Here is a 15,706-nt window from a genome sequence, read left to right on the forward strand (position 1 = left end):
GAATAAAGCCTTAAGCCAATAAAAATGCACCAAAGGGGGAATGAAAGCCGAAATGAAATAACACGACCGCCAAAGGCCTCTTTTTCTTCATCTTTTTTTGAGAAAAAACACCGGTTTAATCCCGCAAAGGATTCCGAAACACAAGGCTTTAGAAAATCAACACCTCTGAATTATCACAAAAAACATCTTATCATAAATTAAGCAAACGATTTCGATTTTGGCTTTATAATACCAATCTCACTCATCAATAATCGTCATCAGATTAGGCTTGAAAATTTTAGAGGACTAAAAGAAAAAAAGCAGTTACCGTAATTGGGAAAATTCTGTAAATGTATCTCTTGAAAGAACCAACACTACTTGAGAGAAGCAAAAATTGAGTCTGTCGTATTTTAAGGAGATGAAGCTGATCCATCAATCGGAACTGTATTAAATACAACTGCATGCCTTACTCATTAGCAGCCAGATGTAATCCTTGATTTGTGAAAAATGAACAATGCAAAAACGAATCAGCCCCTGACATTTACAGACTAAGAGTCTGAGCATACAAAAAAAAGCCTGGATACAATTGTATTCAGGCTTTATGCATTCTAGTAAGTCAATTTTAAATACCCACTACGAAATTTTATCATATGAGGTTACAATTCCCTTAATTAAAGATGAACTCAATCCATTATGCTCCATCTCATTCAATCCAAGAATAGTACAGCCTTTTGGCGTCGTTACTTTATCAATCTCAAATTCCGGGTGATTCTTTCTTTCGATCAACAAATTTGCCGCTCCCTTTACCGTTTGATTTACAATCTCGGTGGCTGTTTTTGAATCCAAACCAATTTGAATTCCCCCCTGTACCATCGCGCGGATGAAACGTAGAACAAAGGCCGTTCCACAAGAACCCAAAACCGTCGCTGCATCCATCAATTCCTCATTAATGGTAATACTAGTCCCAATTTTATCAAAAAAGTATTGAACCGTTGCAAGCTCCGGTGTACCTGCTTCGTTGTGACAAAGACTCGTCATCGATTCTTTCACATCAGCAGCCGTATTGGGCATTGCTCTAAAAACCGGCATATTATCAGGTAAAGATTCCTCAAGTTCGTTAACATGCACGTTAGTTGCCAACGAAACAACAATATGTTTCTCTGGCTTCAAATGTGCCTTTATATCATTCAGCACACTTATAACCTTATAAGGCTTAACAGCTACTATAATAACATCAGACTCGCCCACTGCCCATACATTATCGGTGGTAATCCTTACGCCTTTTTCTTCGTATAACTTTATCGCATCAAGACTTCGCTTTGTTGCAATAATATTTTCAGATGGATAATCCTTATCATCGACTAAACCGTTCAAAATCGATTTTCCCAGATTCCCACAGCCTATAATACAGACTCTTTTGTTTTTTAAATTCATTTTGATGTTTTCTTTATTCTCGTATGCGCACAATCAAGCCTGTTTTGAGTAGACAAAACAGTTAGATTAACTTGAAAATGATAATAGAAAATTGTGTTGTTTCTGTTGAGTTTTCGGGCTGCAAGTTAAGCATATAAATTCGAAAAACTTTATGACTGCAGCATTATCAGAGGGTATCAGCACAAAAGCTGCACATCATTTATATCTCCTTAATCAGGATTCTAATTTATTAAAACAACTGATTTTTCCAATTCTTTTCCTTCAGGTTTTTCGAACCAGTTTTCCATAAAATTGAAATTTTCCTCGCTCACTTCAAACTCAAAGGACTCGCCTTTTTCCTGATTACGTTGCATAACCCTCTCCCATCTTATTTCCTTAGGGATATCAAGAAAATGAAGCTTGATTTCAAAACCATTTTCATGGGCAAATTTTCTAAACTTCTCTCTATGTTCAAATTTAGAGAGACCCAAATCCAGAACTGAATCTCTTCCTACGCTTTCCAATTGCAATACTAAGTCAACAATCATACTTTCAGCACGCTCTATGCGTTCAAGAAACCATTCCAAGCCATCATTCTCGGTCTTATCATCTAAGAACAAAGTTTTATTCCACTTGTCTATAGAGAAAATGACAGCCTGTGTTTCTGCTTTCAACGCCTGAGCATATGTGGTTTTACCCGATCCTGTATTTCCAACGATCAAGTGTATCATATTTATGGGATTGTGTTTACTATTTATTCATTTCTCAACTTACTATACACCTCTAGATCGGTAAATACGCCACCCGATAACAACTCACCATCTCTTTCAATTCCTTCCAATACAAAGCCAAGTCGTTGCGGTATTTTTTTACTTGGAAAATTTCGTTCAGCACATTTTAATTGAATCCGGTTCATTCCCAATTCTTCAAAAGCAAATTTACACAGAGTTTGTACCGATTTAGTCACAATACCTTTCTTTTGATATTTCTCAGAAAGCCAATAACCAATTTCAGTCTTCTTATTTTGACTATCAGTATCTTTAAACCCTATTAAACCCGCAAATTTGCTATTGTAGTGGATAACAAAAACGAAATTGTCACTGGGTTTCTCTAACATCTTCTTTATAAAACCCTCAGTATCTCCTAATCTTCTAGTTAATTCAACAAAAGGTAACCATTTACCCAGATATGATCTTTGACTATCGATTGTATTAAAGATATCTTTTGAATCCGATAATTGTATTTGCTTAAGAAGGATACTATCAGATACTCTAATTTTTTTTGTCAGTTCTTTTATTGCCATTATTTCATTTTTAGGTCACCCTAAAGTAGTCTTTTTATTTCTGATAAAACATAAGATGATTTATCAGAAATAAAAAAAAATGACATGAGGTAAATTCATGATTGTTTAGATGAATCGTTTAAAATTCAAATACTGCCAAAATGCCTTTATGATCTGATGGCCATGTATCTGTGGGCTTACTAAATAAATCTTTGGCTTCAACATAAACCTCCGATTTTACAATTGAGGCATCAGGACCTACAATTATAACCTCCTTAAGCTTAAGCTGAGACGTCTCATTATAAAAAATGAAGTCGATACGTTCTCTTTCGTCAGACTTTGGAGCCCACGTTAATTTATGAATAGGTATCAGGGGATTATATGATGGGTATGTAAAACCAGGATTCTTCAATGGATCTGGATATCGTTCACGATAGGTATCGATGAAACCAGCCTCTTCCAATAGTTTCGTACACTCCCATTCTATAACCACACCATTGTGATCGTAAAGATCACTGTTCTCAGCAATCCAATCTCTATGAGATGGTTCATTAAAATCGCCTCCAATAATCACCTTACTCCCTTTACTCATCTCTTCCTTTGCATCAGCAATAAATACTTTTATAGCATCGTCGCGTTTCGAAGCTTGACTCACAGATAGAAGCTCAACCACATCAGTAGTTGGCTCAGACAATTCTTCCCATGTATTACCAGAATAACCTCTTGGCATATAATAACTGCAATTCAAATAGTCGAGGTGCGCTGAATAAAAAGCGACTATTTCACCATCAATATTAATTCTTGCCTTGGTGATAGAACCATGATCATCCTTAACCGGATAGAGTGCCGAATAACTCTCAATTGGATATCTTGAAATCAAACCAGAATCATAACTTTTGCCACCATAGAATTTTAATCCTCGAAGCTCCAATTCTGCAATTATTCTTTCGTTAAAATTGCTATCATCATAATTACGAACCTCACTAAAAGCAACAAGGTGGGCATCTGTACGAACAATTTCTTCAACAATTGCATCAAATCCACCAGTAACAACTGTACCTTCCTGCCAAATATTAAATTGCAAGACTCTCAATTCTTGTTTCGGCTGACATGCCCACAAACTTGACATAATCACTAATAGGCTTAGGAAAATTAGTTGGTTTTTAACCGGGTGTTTCATTTGGGTTATTTTAAGTTTTTAAGTGGATTCTATGTGCAAAAAAAAAGGCGCTTGGGGGAAGCTTGAGACGCCATATTAAAGTTTTAATCTGAGCCTTTACTTAGGGCATATTTACTCCTGTTGCTTCATATATTCTAAACCATTGTTCATGACTCATCTCAATAACCAAGGCATCGACAGCCGTTTTAACACGCTCAATTTTACTTGTTCCAATAATGGGCAACATGCCTACAGGATGCTTCAATAACCAAGCATAAATAACCTGATCGATATGCTGAAGCTCTAACTCATCAGCAATCTCAACCAATACCTTAAAGATCTTCTGTCCTTTTTCTGTTTGAGGATTCAACAAACGGCCTCCTGCCAAAGGTGACCATGCCATTGGCTTAACTCTCTCCTTTAAGAAAAAATCCAGATTTCCATTTTCGAAGTGATCCAAACAATAAGGCGAAACTTCAACCTGATTGGTTACTAATCTTTCAACAGTATATGAATTTAGCATCTCAAATTGTTGGCTATTGAAATTAGATACGCCAAAATTCAAAACTTGACCTCTTCTTTTGAGATCAGAAAAAGCTCTTGCAACTTCTTCGGCATTAAAAAAGGGTGACGGTCTATGCAGTAGCAATAAATCAAGATAATTAGTCTTCAAATTCTTCAACGAATTCTCAACCGAATCAACAATATGCTCATAAGAATAATCGTAGGTCTTTAATTTTCGCTCTGGAAACTTATCCGACTTCAGCTTAATCCCACACTTGCTAATAATTTGAATCTCATTCCGCAATGAAGGCTTCAAACTTAAGGATTCACCAAATAAAGATTCACAAGAATAATTACCGTAAATATCAGCATGATCAAAACTTGTCACACCCAATTCTATTGCTTGTTCTGTGAGTTTCAACAATTGCTGATTAGAAAGCTTCCAATCAGCTAATCGCCAATGCCCCTGAACAATTCGAGATAATTTAAGATCGGGAGATAATTGTATTTGCATGATGCATCATATTTTAAGAGGGTAAGTAATCTGATATTTGAAAATGCAATTTATCCTATTTCTTCAAATCAACAAGCAATCTATTAATCGAAATCATATCAAACTCTCCAAATTGTTCCTCCTTATAATTCTTAATGAACTCTCTATTGATAAGAAATAACTTACTATTATAGGTATCTTGTGGGTAAGTGTTCTCTGCATGAAAATCGTCGAATTTCTTGAAGTTTAAAGGGCAAGCCGATAATTCCCAGGCATCACCTTCCTGGTTCATAAATAATAGTGGCAAACCATGAGTTCGACAGATAATAGGTCGGGCTTCGTACATCTGACAGATGTGATCAATCAAAAAATTACAATCGTCATGTTCTGTATCCAAATTCCTAAACTGCCGAGGCGGATTGGCTTTCAACTGTTTCAATATATTGAAGTATTCAACAGGCAGCACCTGAAAATTCATACAACACGACGAACAGCCTTTCTTGCAAGCCATTTCGTTTTTATGTAATGCTCCAAGCTTTTTACTTAACTCGCTAATCTCGGTTCTTAATTGTAGGTATTTATCAACCTCCTGAAGGGCTTTCTCGTTCATCTTTCTATAATTTTCAAATTTTTGATAAAGATAGAATCTTAATTTTGAAATTAGAAGATGAGAGGATATGCTAATGTGTTAATGTAGTAACTGATTATTTTTGCTGGCGCAACCTTTAACCTTTGTGTAACTCAAATCAATAGGTAATTGCTTAACTAGCTCTATGCCTTCAGGATTAACCTTAGCCTGAAAGGCAAATACCTCAAGCCCACTATCAACAGCTTTTCTAAGCGTTTCAGCATAGTCAGGATCAATATCCCATGCAGGACCAAAAACCGAAACATCTGAACGTTGAATCACATAAAACATGACAGCACGCATGCCTCCAGCCTTCACCCTCATTAAGGTTTCCAAGTGTTTTTTACCACGTGTAGTCACAGCATCAGGGAAACGAGCGTACTCGCCCACTTTCATGCTAACATTCTTCACTTCAATAAAACAAACCTCTTGCTCATTTTTAGCATACACATCAAAACGAGAATCTTCAAATTTCACCTCCCTCCTGACTTCGGTATAAGATTCAAAACCTTCAATTTCCCCATCACAAAAGGCTTCATACGCCAATATATTGGGGCTGCCTGTGTTTATGCCTATCCAATCGCCATTCATATAAATCATCTCCCAAGTATACTTCGTTTTTCTTTTCGGATCATCTACGTAAGTGAGATAAACCTCTGCACCTTCTTCTAAGCAGGTTTTCATACTCCCCGAATTGGTGCAATGTGCAACAACAATTTCACCAGAATCAAGTTCTACATCTGCTAGAAATCGCTTATATCGTTTGATAAGCTTACCATGTACTAAAGGTTTTAAGAATTGCATATATTGGGGTATCTGTTTTAAATATTGAAGTTTGATAGATTAAAGCGAGGGCGTATATCCTTTATAAATTTGCTTTCAGCTTGAATCAGAAATATTACTTTTGCGTTAAATATACAATCTTATGAGTTGCAAAGCACCCCAAATATACATTTTCAATGCCACATGTGAGATGGCTATATCCAATGGAACTGTTAGTTTTATGCCCAACAAAGTGCTAACTCGTTTTGAACAGGATCTGGATCTATTACCCATGTATTATGCCAAGCCTGACGATGTTATTTTAGTTCATCAACTTCCTGATGCTCAATTTTTGAGTTTTATCGAAAGTAAGGGAATTCAAACACCGAGATTTCAACTTTTCCCTCAAGCCCTTACTGATCAGGCCTTCTTAAAGGAAGCAAAAGCGGGCTTGCAACCTTGGGGCTGGAGTCCTCGTATGCATTACCTACTGGCTCCCTTTAAAGATCAATGTCAACAAAGCTTTTTAACTCAGCCCAATGCATACTGGCAACCTAAATTTAAGGAACTTTATAGCAGAGAAATGGCGCTTTCCTGTCTGCAACACTTTCTTCAGAACAATCGCTCTGAGCATTATATCTCAACCGATCTAATTCCTCAAATTTGTACCACCATTTCTGAAGTTGAAGCGCTACAAAACAAATGGCAACAGATCGTTATTAAGTCTCCCTGGAGTTCTTCGGGGCGAGGTTTGCAAATCTTACGTAAAGCTTTTATAAACAAATCAGTTGAACAAGCTCTGGGTGGAGTCTTAAAATCGCAGGGTTTTGTTATGGTTGAAGCTTTTGTTGACAAACAATTTGATTTCTCAATCCAATTTTATGCAGATGGTAATGGAGAACTCGATTTTAAAGGGTTCGCATTTTTTGAAACCAATGATAATGGTCAATATCAATCCAATCTTTTAGGATTCATTCCTCACGCATTAAAACAGTTTCTAAATCCTATTATTCAAGAGGAATTAATATCAGGCTTGAAAGAAGCACTAAAAGCTCACAATATTCCCAATGACTATTGCGGCCATTTAGGAATCGACTGCATGCTTTTTATCGACACAAAGGGTATCGCTAAAATACAGCCCTGCCTTGAAATCAACCTTAGGTACAACATGAGCGTAATTGCCTCACATCTATCACAGTACTTACACCCTGATGCAAAAGGCAGCTATAATATCTTTGCCGAAAGTAAATCAGTCTTTATAAATTTTAATAAAAGAATGATTCAAGAACATCCTTTTGAATTTAAAGATGGGAAATGGTATAAGGGTTACCTGCCTCTGACAAGCCCAAACCAAGATAAACTCTTCGGTGCTTACGTTTTTCTTGACTAACAGAAGCTTTAAAACCGATTTCACGACACATTTAGAGTCTTTTCTAATATTGATTCTAAAAAAAAACTATTTCTTCTTCCATCTATTATGACAATAAATGCACTATGATCAAAAGTTATCGACTCATCTAGAACCCTATGCCCATGGGATATAGAGATGATTACATTAAGGATTAAGCATGAATAAAGCGATTGCTAAGTCAAACTTTTATCATAAATATTCACTATTTGAATAAAACTATTGAAAAATATTTTGGATACTCAAATTATTACTATTACATTTGTTGCGTTGTGAAGCATTAACAAGAAGATAATATCATTAATATTCGTTACCGCCGTTCTCTTGAGGACAAAACTTAACTGAATCTTTACTTGTAATTATTGAAAGGAACGCTTTCCACAAATATTTATTATTTTAAAAAACATTACAATGCAAGGAACAGTAAAATTCTTTAACGAAACTAAAGGTTTCGGTTTCATTAAGCCATCAGATTCAAGTGAAGACATTTTTGTACACTCTACAGGTCTTATTGACGAAATTCGTGAAGACGACAAAGTTGAGTACGATATGGAAAAAGGCCGTAAAGGTATGAACGCCGTAAACGTAAGAGTAATTGACTAATTCAGTTACTAAGATACATAAAGGAAACCACCTCTCAAGGTGGTTTTTTTATGCCTTTTTTTTTATAAACCAATCTGACTCATTATTGGAATAATAATATTCTCAGATCACTGCTAAAAAAAATTAGACTTTCCTTAGCGAAGAGAATTTTCAAAATAATTTACTTTATTATCTCTTAACCCGCGAACAACACAATTTGCATAACCTGTATTTTTCTAGTTGGTCCAGATGAAGCAAGCACAAATCAATTAGTCCTTTCACTAAAATATATAATCAGAAACCACCTTTAGGGGTGTTTTTTTGTACTCTATTTTTCCGTACAAATTTTATATATCAATCAGGCAAAAAAAAAGGATACAAATCTTTACGATAAGTATCCTTGAATATTGAAGAACAGTTTAAAACTGTATCTGTGTTATTTCTTAATTAAAGTTACATTCACAGCATTCATGCCCTTAGGACCACGTTCTGTTTCAAAGTTAACTTTATCATTTTCATTCACTTGATCAACTAATCCATTGATATGAACAAAAATACTCTCTGCTGTTTCAGAATCCTTAATGAAACCATATCCTTTACTTGTATTAAAGAAAGTGACAGTTCCTTTGCGTAGTGGATCCTCAACATAACCTGCATTACTATTTCTAGCTCCAAGAACGATGCTTTCAGCATCAATTTCTACTTTTTTAGTTGGATCTGGAGGAGTTGACACAAGCTGTCCATTCTCATCAACATAGACTAGCATATCTTCAAAAGAAAGACCACCACCACTGGCTTTTCTTTCCTCTTTACGTTGTTCTTTTTCTTTTCTTTTTTTGAGTTTCTTTTTTTCTAACTCTTTTTTACCGAAAGTTTCTTTTGATCTGGCCATTTAATTCTTTAGTTCTTTTACAATAATGTACCTATTAAGATTTAATCACATGACTACAGAGGCATCAAAGCCAAATCCTAATGGTGCTGCAAGGTACGGAAATTATTCAACTTTTACTTATTTTTTTTTAACTCATCAGTAAAATGAAAATTTATATTTCATTGACTACCATTAAGAAAGTCAATCCTAAGAACAATTATATGTTTAGTTTTACACATTAATTGTGCTCTCAAGCCCTATATACTATCAACTTACGCCTTAATATGAACTCAAACTCTTTCATATCTTTTCAATGCAGAAACCATTCTTTCCAAACCTTCAAGTATGACAGCTTGAGGTGATCCAATATTTAAACGCATAAAATTGTGCCCATTCAACCCAAATGAGATTCCTTTATTCATGGCTACTTCGGCTTCGTCAATTAGAATCTGATGTAAACATTCATCCTCTAAATTTAAAGCGGAAAAATCCAACCATAAAAGATATGTTCCTTCAGGCTCTACCACTTTTATAGTTGGTAAATGTTCCGCGAAATAAGACTTTACCAATTCAACATTGCCTTTAAGATAAGTTATTAACTGATTAAGCCATTCTTTACCATGAGTATAAGCTGCCTCAAAAGCAACAGTTCCAAAAACATTTCCACTGTCAAGATGCAGACGAGAAGCTAAAGCTATAAATTGCTTGCGAAGCTTTCTATTGGGAATAATAGCAACCGAAGTTGACAAACCTGCAATATTAAAAGTTTTACTAGGCGCCACAAAGGTCAAACTATTGTTGTGGGCATATGAGCTAATACTTGCAATGGGCGTATATTGATTAGGTTCAAACACAATATCGGAATGAATTTCATCTGCAATAATCAGAATCTTATTTTTCGCACAAATTGCCACCAGTTTTTTCAACTCTTCCTTTGTCCAAACTCTCCCTACTGGATTATGCGGATTCGATATAATAATCATTTTGGTATCCTTGTCGATGCACTTTTCCAGATGCTCAAAATCCATCTTATAACATCCATTCTCAAAAGTAAGTTCGTTCTGAACCAACACACGATCATTAGATTTTACTAAATGAAAAAAAGGATGATAAACAGGAGGCTGAATAATAATTTTATCCCCAGGATTTGTCAACGCCATAATTGCCATCGATATTCCTGTTAAAACACCTGGTGTAACTTTCAGCCACGAAGCTTCGATTCTATGATCGTGTTTATCTTTCATCCATTTAATCAGCGAAGAATAAAAGCTATCACTAAAAAAAGTATAAGCATATACGGGATGATTAAGTCTATCTTTCAAAGCATCACGAATAAAATCAGGAGATTCAAAATCCATATCGGCCACCCAAAGTGGCAAAATATTAACGGTACCGAAAAAAGTCTGAAGGGCATCATGTTTTACACTATTCGTATTTTTCCGATCTATTATTTTATCAAAATCGTATTGCATATAGATATTCTTACTTTTTAACTACTCAGGAATTAATTGATCGAAATTACACTTTTTACTTCTATCATTCAATTATTCTTAAAGATTTCAAGTCGTAAAATCAGATCATATCCTCTCTCTTACTATGTAAAATCATTACAGATAAGATTTGAATTTCATTATTTTGTTTTACCTTTGTCTCACTACAAACAACCACGAGGAAATCCCTCCGATTGAATATTCAGAAATAATATTGTAATCGAAAACAGATAACTAAGAGACCATAAACAATTGTTTTTTTTCAGTCTATGCTGATTTTTAGCCAGTTTATGATTATCCTACTCACAAGGCTATCTTAAATATATTTAAATTAAAGATATGATTCCTAAAATTGAACGTGCGACTATTGTAGTTCTTGACAGTGCTGGTGTTGGGGCTTTACCTGATGCTGCTGATTTTGGCGATGTAGGCTCAAATACATTTGGAAATATTGCTAGCCATTGTGGCGGAATAAACCTTCCCAACATGCAAAAATTGGGCTTAGGTAATCTAACCGATATTCAAGGTGTTGAACCAACTAATAACGCAAATGGTGCTTATGGAAAAGCAGCTGAAGCATCTAAAGGTAAGGATACAACAACTGGGCACTGGGAAATTGCAGGTGTGGCTATCGACAAGCCTTTCCCAACCTATAGCAATGGTTTTTCAGATGAAGTTATTCGTCTTTTTGAAGAAAGAACCGGGCGTAAAGTCATGGCAAACAAACCTGCTTCAGGGACAGCAATTCTTGATGAGTATGGCGAGGAACACATGAAAACAGGGAACTGGATTCTTTATACATCTGCCGACCCTGTTTTTCAGGTAGCTGCACACGAAGAGATCGTTCCATTAGAAGAATTATATAAAGCTTGTGAAATTGCTTTAGAAATTTGTACCGAATTGGCTCCTGTAGCTCGAGTAATTGCTCGACCATTCATAGGTAGTGGTGAAGGCAAGTTCACTCGAACTGCTCATCGTCATGATTTTTCAGTAACACCTCCTCGTCCAACCCTTCTTGATCGTTTATTGCAAAATAAACTGGATGTGATTGGTATTGGTAAAACCAGCGATATTTTTGCGGGTCAAGGAATATCTGATTCTCGTGGTACCAATAAAGACAATAATGATGGTGTTGCAAAAACACTTAAAGCTCTTGAGGAAGACACAAAAGGTCTGATCTTCACAAACCTTGTTGATTTCGACATGGCTTATGGTCACCGTAGAAATCCCGAAGGTTATAAGGCAGCTCTTGAAGAGTTCGACCAACAATTACCAGAAATCCAAAGCCGTTTAAAAGAGGATGAAATTCTAATTCTAACTGCTGACCATGGTTGTGATCCAACTTATAAAGGAACAGATCATACTCGTGAATATATCCCTGTATTGGTTTATGGTAAAAATATCAAGACCAATATCAACCTGGGAACACGTACAACATTCGCTGATATAGCTTCGACTGTTGAAGAGTTATTACTAGGAACACAATCAGAAGGTAGTTTCGCAAAAGACTTATACCTGTAAGTTGCATTGTAATATTAATAGCGAAAGCCTTGGCATTTATGTCAAGGTTTTTTTTGTTTTTATTTCTCTTCATTCATTAACAAAATAGTTACAATTCAGATTCATTAAATCCATATTTTTCAGTAATTTAAGAGGCAAAATCAATAAACAAGCATCTATGTCTAGAACAAGATCTATCGTTTTATTCCTTTTTCTACTGTTGCCCCCCCCCCTCGTGGCACAACAACAGCATATCCAATTCAAACGCCTGACAATAAATGATGGTCTCTCCTTAAGCTCCGTCTACTGCATTTTTCAGGATTCCAAAGGCTTTATGTGGTTCGGAACGGAGGATGGACTCAATCGTTATGATGGGCAGAATTTCACCATATATCGAAGCAAAAGCAATAATGTGAATTCTATAGCCTACAAATGGATTGAAAAAATTATTGAAGACAGTAGCGGGAAACTTTGGTTTGCATCACAGGGTGGTTTGACTCACTTTGATATGGAGACGGAGAAATTCACTCAATTCACGACCCTTTCTGATCCCCCAAAACAAATTAGCAACGATACCATCACCCAGATTTTTGAAGATGAAAATAAAAACCTTTGGGTAGGTACAAATAATGGGCTAAACCTTATAGATATTCGAAGCTTAAATACTAAAAAGATAAAAAGTACTAAGGCCAATATATCGTGCAGAATAAACGCTTTCCTTACTTATCAAGATGAAACTCTTTTGATTGCTTCGGATAAAGGGCTTCTTTATTACGATAAAAATTCAGATGAAATTCGGACTAGCTCTTTTACTGAATTTAACTCAATAGAAGTTAATTGCCTTTATTCTCAAGACAATAAACTCCTAATCGGTTCATCTACCGGACTCTTTACATTAAACAGTCAAAACAACTTAAATCAGATCAGTTCTGATATCCTCCTCAATAAACAACATATTGAAAGCATTCATATCGATAAAAAAGAAAACCTCTGGATAGGGAGCCAGGAAGGGCTTTACAAAAAAAGGAAGGGCGAAAATCAGTTTAAACTATTCCTGGAAGCTCATGATTCTTCAAATAGCCTAGCGACCAATACAGTCAAGCCTATTATTGAGGACAAAAAGGGCAATATTTGGTATGGTACCTTTGGTTCTGGTCTCTATAAAGTTGATAGTAATAGCTGTATAATTAGTCATTACAGTCACAATTCAGCCGATCCTCAAAGCTTATCTCAAAATTCTATAAACTGCTTATACGAAGACAAATCAGGTTCGATTTGGATTGGAACCTTTGGTGCTGGTATCAGTATTTACGATCCTCAGGCACATAAATTTGAATTACTCAAACACAATGCTCTATCAACTAACAGCCTGGCAAGCAATTTTGTTTGGAGTATTTGGGAAGATCACAAGCAAATAGTATGGATTGGAACAAATGATGCTGGACTGAGTGCTTATGACAGATCAACAGGAAATTTTAAGCATTACACCTTTGATAATACGCCAGCTATTCGCGACGTTTATGAAGATAGCAGGGGACAAATCTGGGTTGGAACCCATGGCGAAGGCCTTTATAAGCTAAATCCTGAAACAGGACAAAAAACAAACTACAGAAACCATGCGAACAAAGCCAATAGTCTATCTCATAATTCAGTTCGCGTTATTTTCGAAGATAGTGAAGGTATCTTATGGATTGGAACCCGCCAGGGCTTAAACCGTTTTGACTCTAAAACAGAAACCTTTAAAAGGTATTTACACTCGAGTTCAGATCCACACAGTATCTCACACGATTTTATTTATTCTTCGATATATGAAGATCGTAATGGGCAACTTTGGATTGGGAATTATGGCGGTGGCTTTAACATTTTAGATAAGAAGACAGAAAAATTCACCTCCTATCAATTTATTCCAAACGCTAAAAACTCACTATCTGATAATATTGTCTTCTCTTTTTATGAAGATACTGATGGAGTCATGTGGATTGGCACCAATAATCAGCTCAATCGCTTCGATTCCGAGACTAAAATCTTTAAACATTTCTGTGTTAGCGAAGGACTACCTAATAATGTGATTTATGGCATTTTGCCCGACCATCAAGAGAATATCTGGTTGAGTACCAATTCAGGAATTTGTCGATTCAATACCAAAGATTTTTCAGTTAAAAATTTCACAATCCAGGATGGACTTCAATCCAATGAATTCAATGGAGGAGCCTTTCATAAGGGTAAATCAGGTCTACTCTATTTTGGAGGTGTTTATGGTTTAAACATTATCGATCCGAAAAAGGAAATCAAAGCTGAGCCCGTATATAATGCAATCATCACCAAGATGCAAATATTAGGTAAAGAGGTCGTTGTGGCTCAAGAGATAGATTCCATCAAAGACTATTGTCTGCACTACGACGCCATTAAGGATCGTTACAAGATTCAAAAAAGTATCATTTCTACGGATAAAATTATACTCGACTACCAGCAAAGACATCTCTCTATGGAGTTTTCATCTCTATCAAGCTTTTCACCTAAACAAATACGATACAACTATAGAATGCTTGGTCTTGATAAAAATTGGATTGATGCCGGGGAGCGAAATTTTGCATCCTACTCAAACCTAAAACCAGGTAAATATCTATTCCAACTAAAAGCTCTTAATTCTGATAGCATTGGGAGCACAGAGATTCGAGAATTAGGCATAAAAATCAATCCGCCTTTTTGGATGGAATGGTGGTTTATTTTGCTTGAGATACTACTGGTGATTGCCATCATCATTTTTAATTACAGATATTTATTGAAAATTAGAACAAACAAACTGCTTCGTGTTCAGAATGAAAAAATCAGCATTGCCAATCAAAAATTAACAAAATCGGAGCAACATCTCAAGGAACTCAATACTACAAAAGATACTTTCTTTAGAATTATTTCGCATGACCTTAAGAATCCTTTCACCAGTCTGATGTCGATATCTCAAGTGATACTCGAAAACTATGACGCTATAGATAAGGATGAAAAGAAAATGGGTGTTCAAAAAATTAATCAGGGCATCAATCATATTTATGCACTATTGGAGAATCTCTTAACCTGGTCGCGATCGCAAACGGGTAAGATTACATATAAACCTGAAAGCTGTGATCTTGCCGATCTGATAAAAGAAAACATCAATCTTTATATGATGAGTGCTCACAAAAAAGGGATTAAAATCGATTATCAGTTACCTGATAAAGTCATAGGTTATGCAGATAAAGAAATGATTAATACCGTCATTAGAAACCTGCTTAATAATGCCATAAAGTTCACTAAGCTGGATTCCACAATCAACATTTCGCTTAAATCAGAGGATTCGAACTATAAAGTAGAAATTACTGATAAAGGTGAAGGTATTTCAAATGAGAATATAGACAAGCTATTCCGAATCGATAAAAAATACAAGACTGTGGGAAGTTCTGGCGAAAAAGGAACTGGTTTGGGCCTACTCCTTTGTAAAGAATTTGTTGAAATCAATAAAGGTCAGATTGGCGTCAAGTCCACATTGGGGGAAGGCTCTTGTTTTTATTTCACGGTACCTAAGGCATCGAACTAAAGAAGCTCTATAATAACAACACCTCAAACAATTATAGTTTGAGGCGTTTTGCATTTACATTCAT

At 35.7% G+C, this 15,706-nt stretch carries 13 protein-coding genes; 4 read left to right on the forward strand and 9 right to left on the reverse strand.

Annotation, left to right across the window (positions count from 1 at the left end; all coding sequences use genetic code 11):
• Window positions 1-612: 612 nt before the first annotated feature.
• From proC to sfsA, 7 genes are all read right to left on the reverse strand, one after another.
• Window positions 613-1,413 (reverse strand): pyrroline-5-carboxylate reductase, encoded by an 801-nt coding sequence (gene proC / locus DWB61_RS07955; protein WP_125030368.1) that lies wholly within the window; start codon window positions 1,411-1,413, stop codon window positions 613-615.
• Window positions 1,414-1,634: 221 nt separating this feature from the next.
• Complete coding sequence (locus DWB61_RS07960) at window positions 1,635-2,123, reverse strand: AAA family ATPase (RefSeq protein ID WP_125030369.1); 489 nt, start codon at window positions 2,121-2,123, stop codon at window positions 1,635-1,637.
• Between the two features lie 23 nt (window positions 2,124-2,146).
• Window positions 2,147-2,695: a GNAT family N-acetyltransferase gene (locus tag DWB61_RS07965; RefSeq protein ID WP_125030370.1), complete on the reverse strand. Its 549-nt coding sequence runs from the start codon at window positions 2,693-2,695 to the stop codon at window positions 2,147-2,149.
• Window positions 2,696-2,813: 118 nt separating this feature from the next.
• Entirely contained in the window at window positions 2,814-3,854 is a 1,041-nt protein-coding gene (locus DWB61_RS07970; protein WP_125030371.1) for an endonuclease/exonuclease/phosphatase family protein, read from the reverse strand.
• A gap of 100 nt (window positions 3,855-3,954) precedes the next feature.
• Window positions 3,955-4,851 (reverse strand): aldo/keto reductase, encoded by an 897-nt coding sequence (locus tag DWB61_RS07975; protein ID WP_156190201.1) that lies wholly within the window; start codon window positions 4,849-4,851, stop codon window positions 3,955-3,957.
• Window positions 4,852-4,906: 55 nt separating this feature from the next.
• Window positions 4,907-5,440, reverse strand: coding sequence for a YkgJ family cysteine cluster protein (locus tag DWB61_RS07980; protein ID WP_125030373.1), 534 nt, complete (start codon window positions 5,438-5,440; stop codon window positions 4,907-4,909).
• 78 nt (window positions 5,441-5,518) lie between these two features.
• Entirely contained in the window at window positions 5,519-6,262 is a 744-nt protein-coding gene (gene sfsA / locus DWB61_RS07985; RefSeq protein WP_125030374.1) for a DNA/RNA nuclease SfsA, read from the reverse strand.
• Between the two features lie 121 nt (window positions 6,263-6,383).
• On the opposite strand from sfsA, the gene DWB61_RS07990 reads away from it, so the two are divergent.
• Both DWB61_RS07990 and DWB61_RS07995 read left to right on the forward strand, forming a co-directional pair.
• On the forward strand, window positions 6,384-7,610 hold the full coding sequence (locus DWB61_RS07990) for a hypothetical protein (protein WP_125030375.1): 1,227 nt from the start codon (window positions 6,384-6,386) through the stop codon (window positions 7,608-7,610).
• Window positions 7,611-8,039: 429 nt separating this feature from the next.
• A complete protein-coding gene (locus DWB61_RS07995; protein WP_125030376.1) occupies window positions 8,040-8,231 on the forward strand; it encodes a cold-shock protein in 192 nt (63 codons plus the stop codon).
• A 415-nt stretch (window positions 8,232-8,646) separates the two neighbouring features.
• On the opposite strand, the gene DWB61_RS08000 is transcribed toward DWB61_RS07995, so the two are convergent.
• Entirely contained in the window at window positions 8,647-9,102 is a 456-nt protein-coding gene (locus tag DWB61_RS08000) for a cold-shock protein (protein ID WP_125030377.1), read from the reverse strand.
• A gap of 269 nt (window positions 9,103-9,371) precedes the next feature.
• Window positions 9,372-10,553, reverse strand: coding sequence for a MalY/PatB family protein (locus DWB61_RS08005; protein ID WP_125030378.1), 1,182 nt, complete (start codon window positions 10,551-10,553; stop codon window positions 9,372-9,374).
• Between the two features lie 357 nt (window positions 10,554-10,910).
• Between DWB61_RS08005 and DWB61_RS08010 the strand changes: the two genes are divergently transcribed.
• Together DWB61_RS08010 and DWB61_RS08015 are read left to right on the forward strand one after the other, a co-directional pair.
• Entirely contained in the window at window positions 10,911-12,092 is a 1,182-nt protein-coding gene (locus DWB61_RS08010; RefSeq protein WP_125030379.1) for a phosphopentomutase, read from the forward strand.
• A 157-nt stretch (window positions 12,093-12,249) separates the two neighbouring features.
• A complete protein-coding gene (locus DWB61_RS08015; protein WP_125030380.1) occupies window positions 12,250-15,642 on the forward strand; it encodes a ligand-binding sensor domain-containing protein in 3,393 nt (1,130 codons plus the stop codon).
• Window positions 15,643-15,706 lie beyond the last annotated feature (64 nt).

Source organism: Ancylomarina euxina, from assembly GCF_003863355.1.
In the GTDB taxonomy this organism is placed as follows: domain Bacteria; phylum Bacteroidota; class Bacteroidia; order Bacteroidales; family Marinifilaceae; genus Ancylomarina; species Ancylomarina euxinus.

What these genes read in the sequence shown, in the direction of transcription:
- DWB61_RS07980 (WP_125030373.1), bottom strand. Translation starts at nt 5,440, where the DNA reads ATGAACGAGAAAGCCCTTCAGGAGGTTGATAAATACCTACAATTAAGA.
- DWB61_RS08010 (WP_125030379.1), top strand. Translation starts at nt 10,911, where the DNA reads ATGATTCCTAAAATTGAACGTGCGACTATTGTAGTTCTTGACAGTGCT.
- DWB61_RS07960 (WP_125030369.1), bottom strand. Translation starts at nt 2,123, where the DNA reads ATGATACACTTGATCGTTGGAAATACAGGATCGGGTAAAACCACATAT.
- DWB61_RS07990 (WP_125030375.1), top strand. Translation starts at nt 6,384, where the DNA reads ATGAGTTGCAAAGCACCCCAAATATACATTTTCAATGCCACATGTGAG.
- proC (WP_125030368.1), bottom strand. Translation starts at nt 1,413, where the DNA reads ATGAATTTAAAAAACAAAAGAGTCTGTATTATAGGCTGTGGGAATCTG.
- DWB61_RS07995 (WP_125030376.1), top strand. Translation starts at nt 8,040, where the DNA reads ATGCAAGGAACAGTAAAATTCTTTAACGAAACTAAAGGTTTCGGTTTC.
- DWB61_RS07975 (WP_156190201.1), bottom strand. Translation starts at nt 4,851, where the DNA reads ATGCAAATACAATTATCTCCCGATCTTAAATTATCTCGAATTGTTCAG.
- DWB61_RS08000 (WP_125030377.1), bottom strand. Translation starts at nt 9,102, where the DNA reads ATGGCCAGATCAAAAGAAACTTTCGGTAAAAAAGAGTTAGAAAAAAAG.
- DWB61_RS07970 (WP_125030371.1), bottom strand. Translation starts at nt 3,854, where the DNA reads ATGAAACACCCGGTTAAAAACCAACTAATTTTCCTAAGCCTATTAGTG.
- DWB61_RS07965 (WP_125030370.1), bottom strand. Translation starts at nt 2,695, where the DNA reads ATGGCAATAAAAGAACTGACAAAAAAAATTAGAGTATCTGATAGTATC.
- sfsA (WP_125030374.1), bottom strand. Translation starts at nt 6,262, where the DNA reads ATGCAATTCTTAAAACCTTTAGTACATGGTAAGCTTATCAAACGATAT.
- DWB61_RS08005 (WP_125030378.1), bottom strand. Translation starts at nt 10,553, where the DNA reads ATGCAATACGATTTTGATAAAATAATAGATCGGAAAAATACGAATAGT.
- DWB61_RS08015 (WP_125030380.1), top strand. Translation starts at nt 12,250, where the DNA reads ATGTCTAGAACAAGATCTATCGTTTTATTCCTTTTTCTACTGTTGCCC.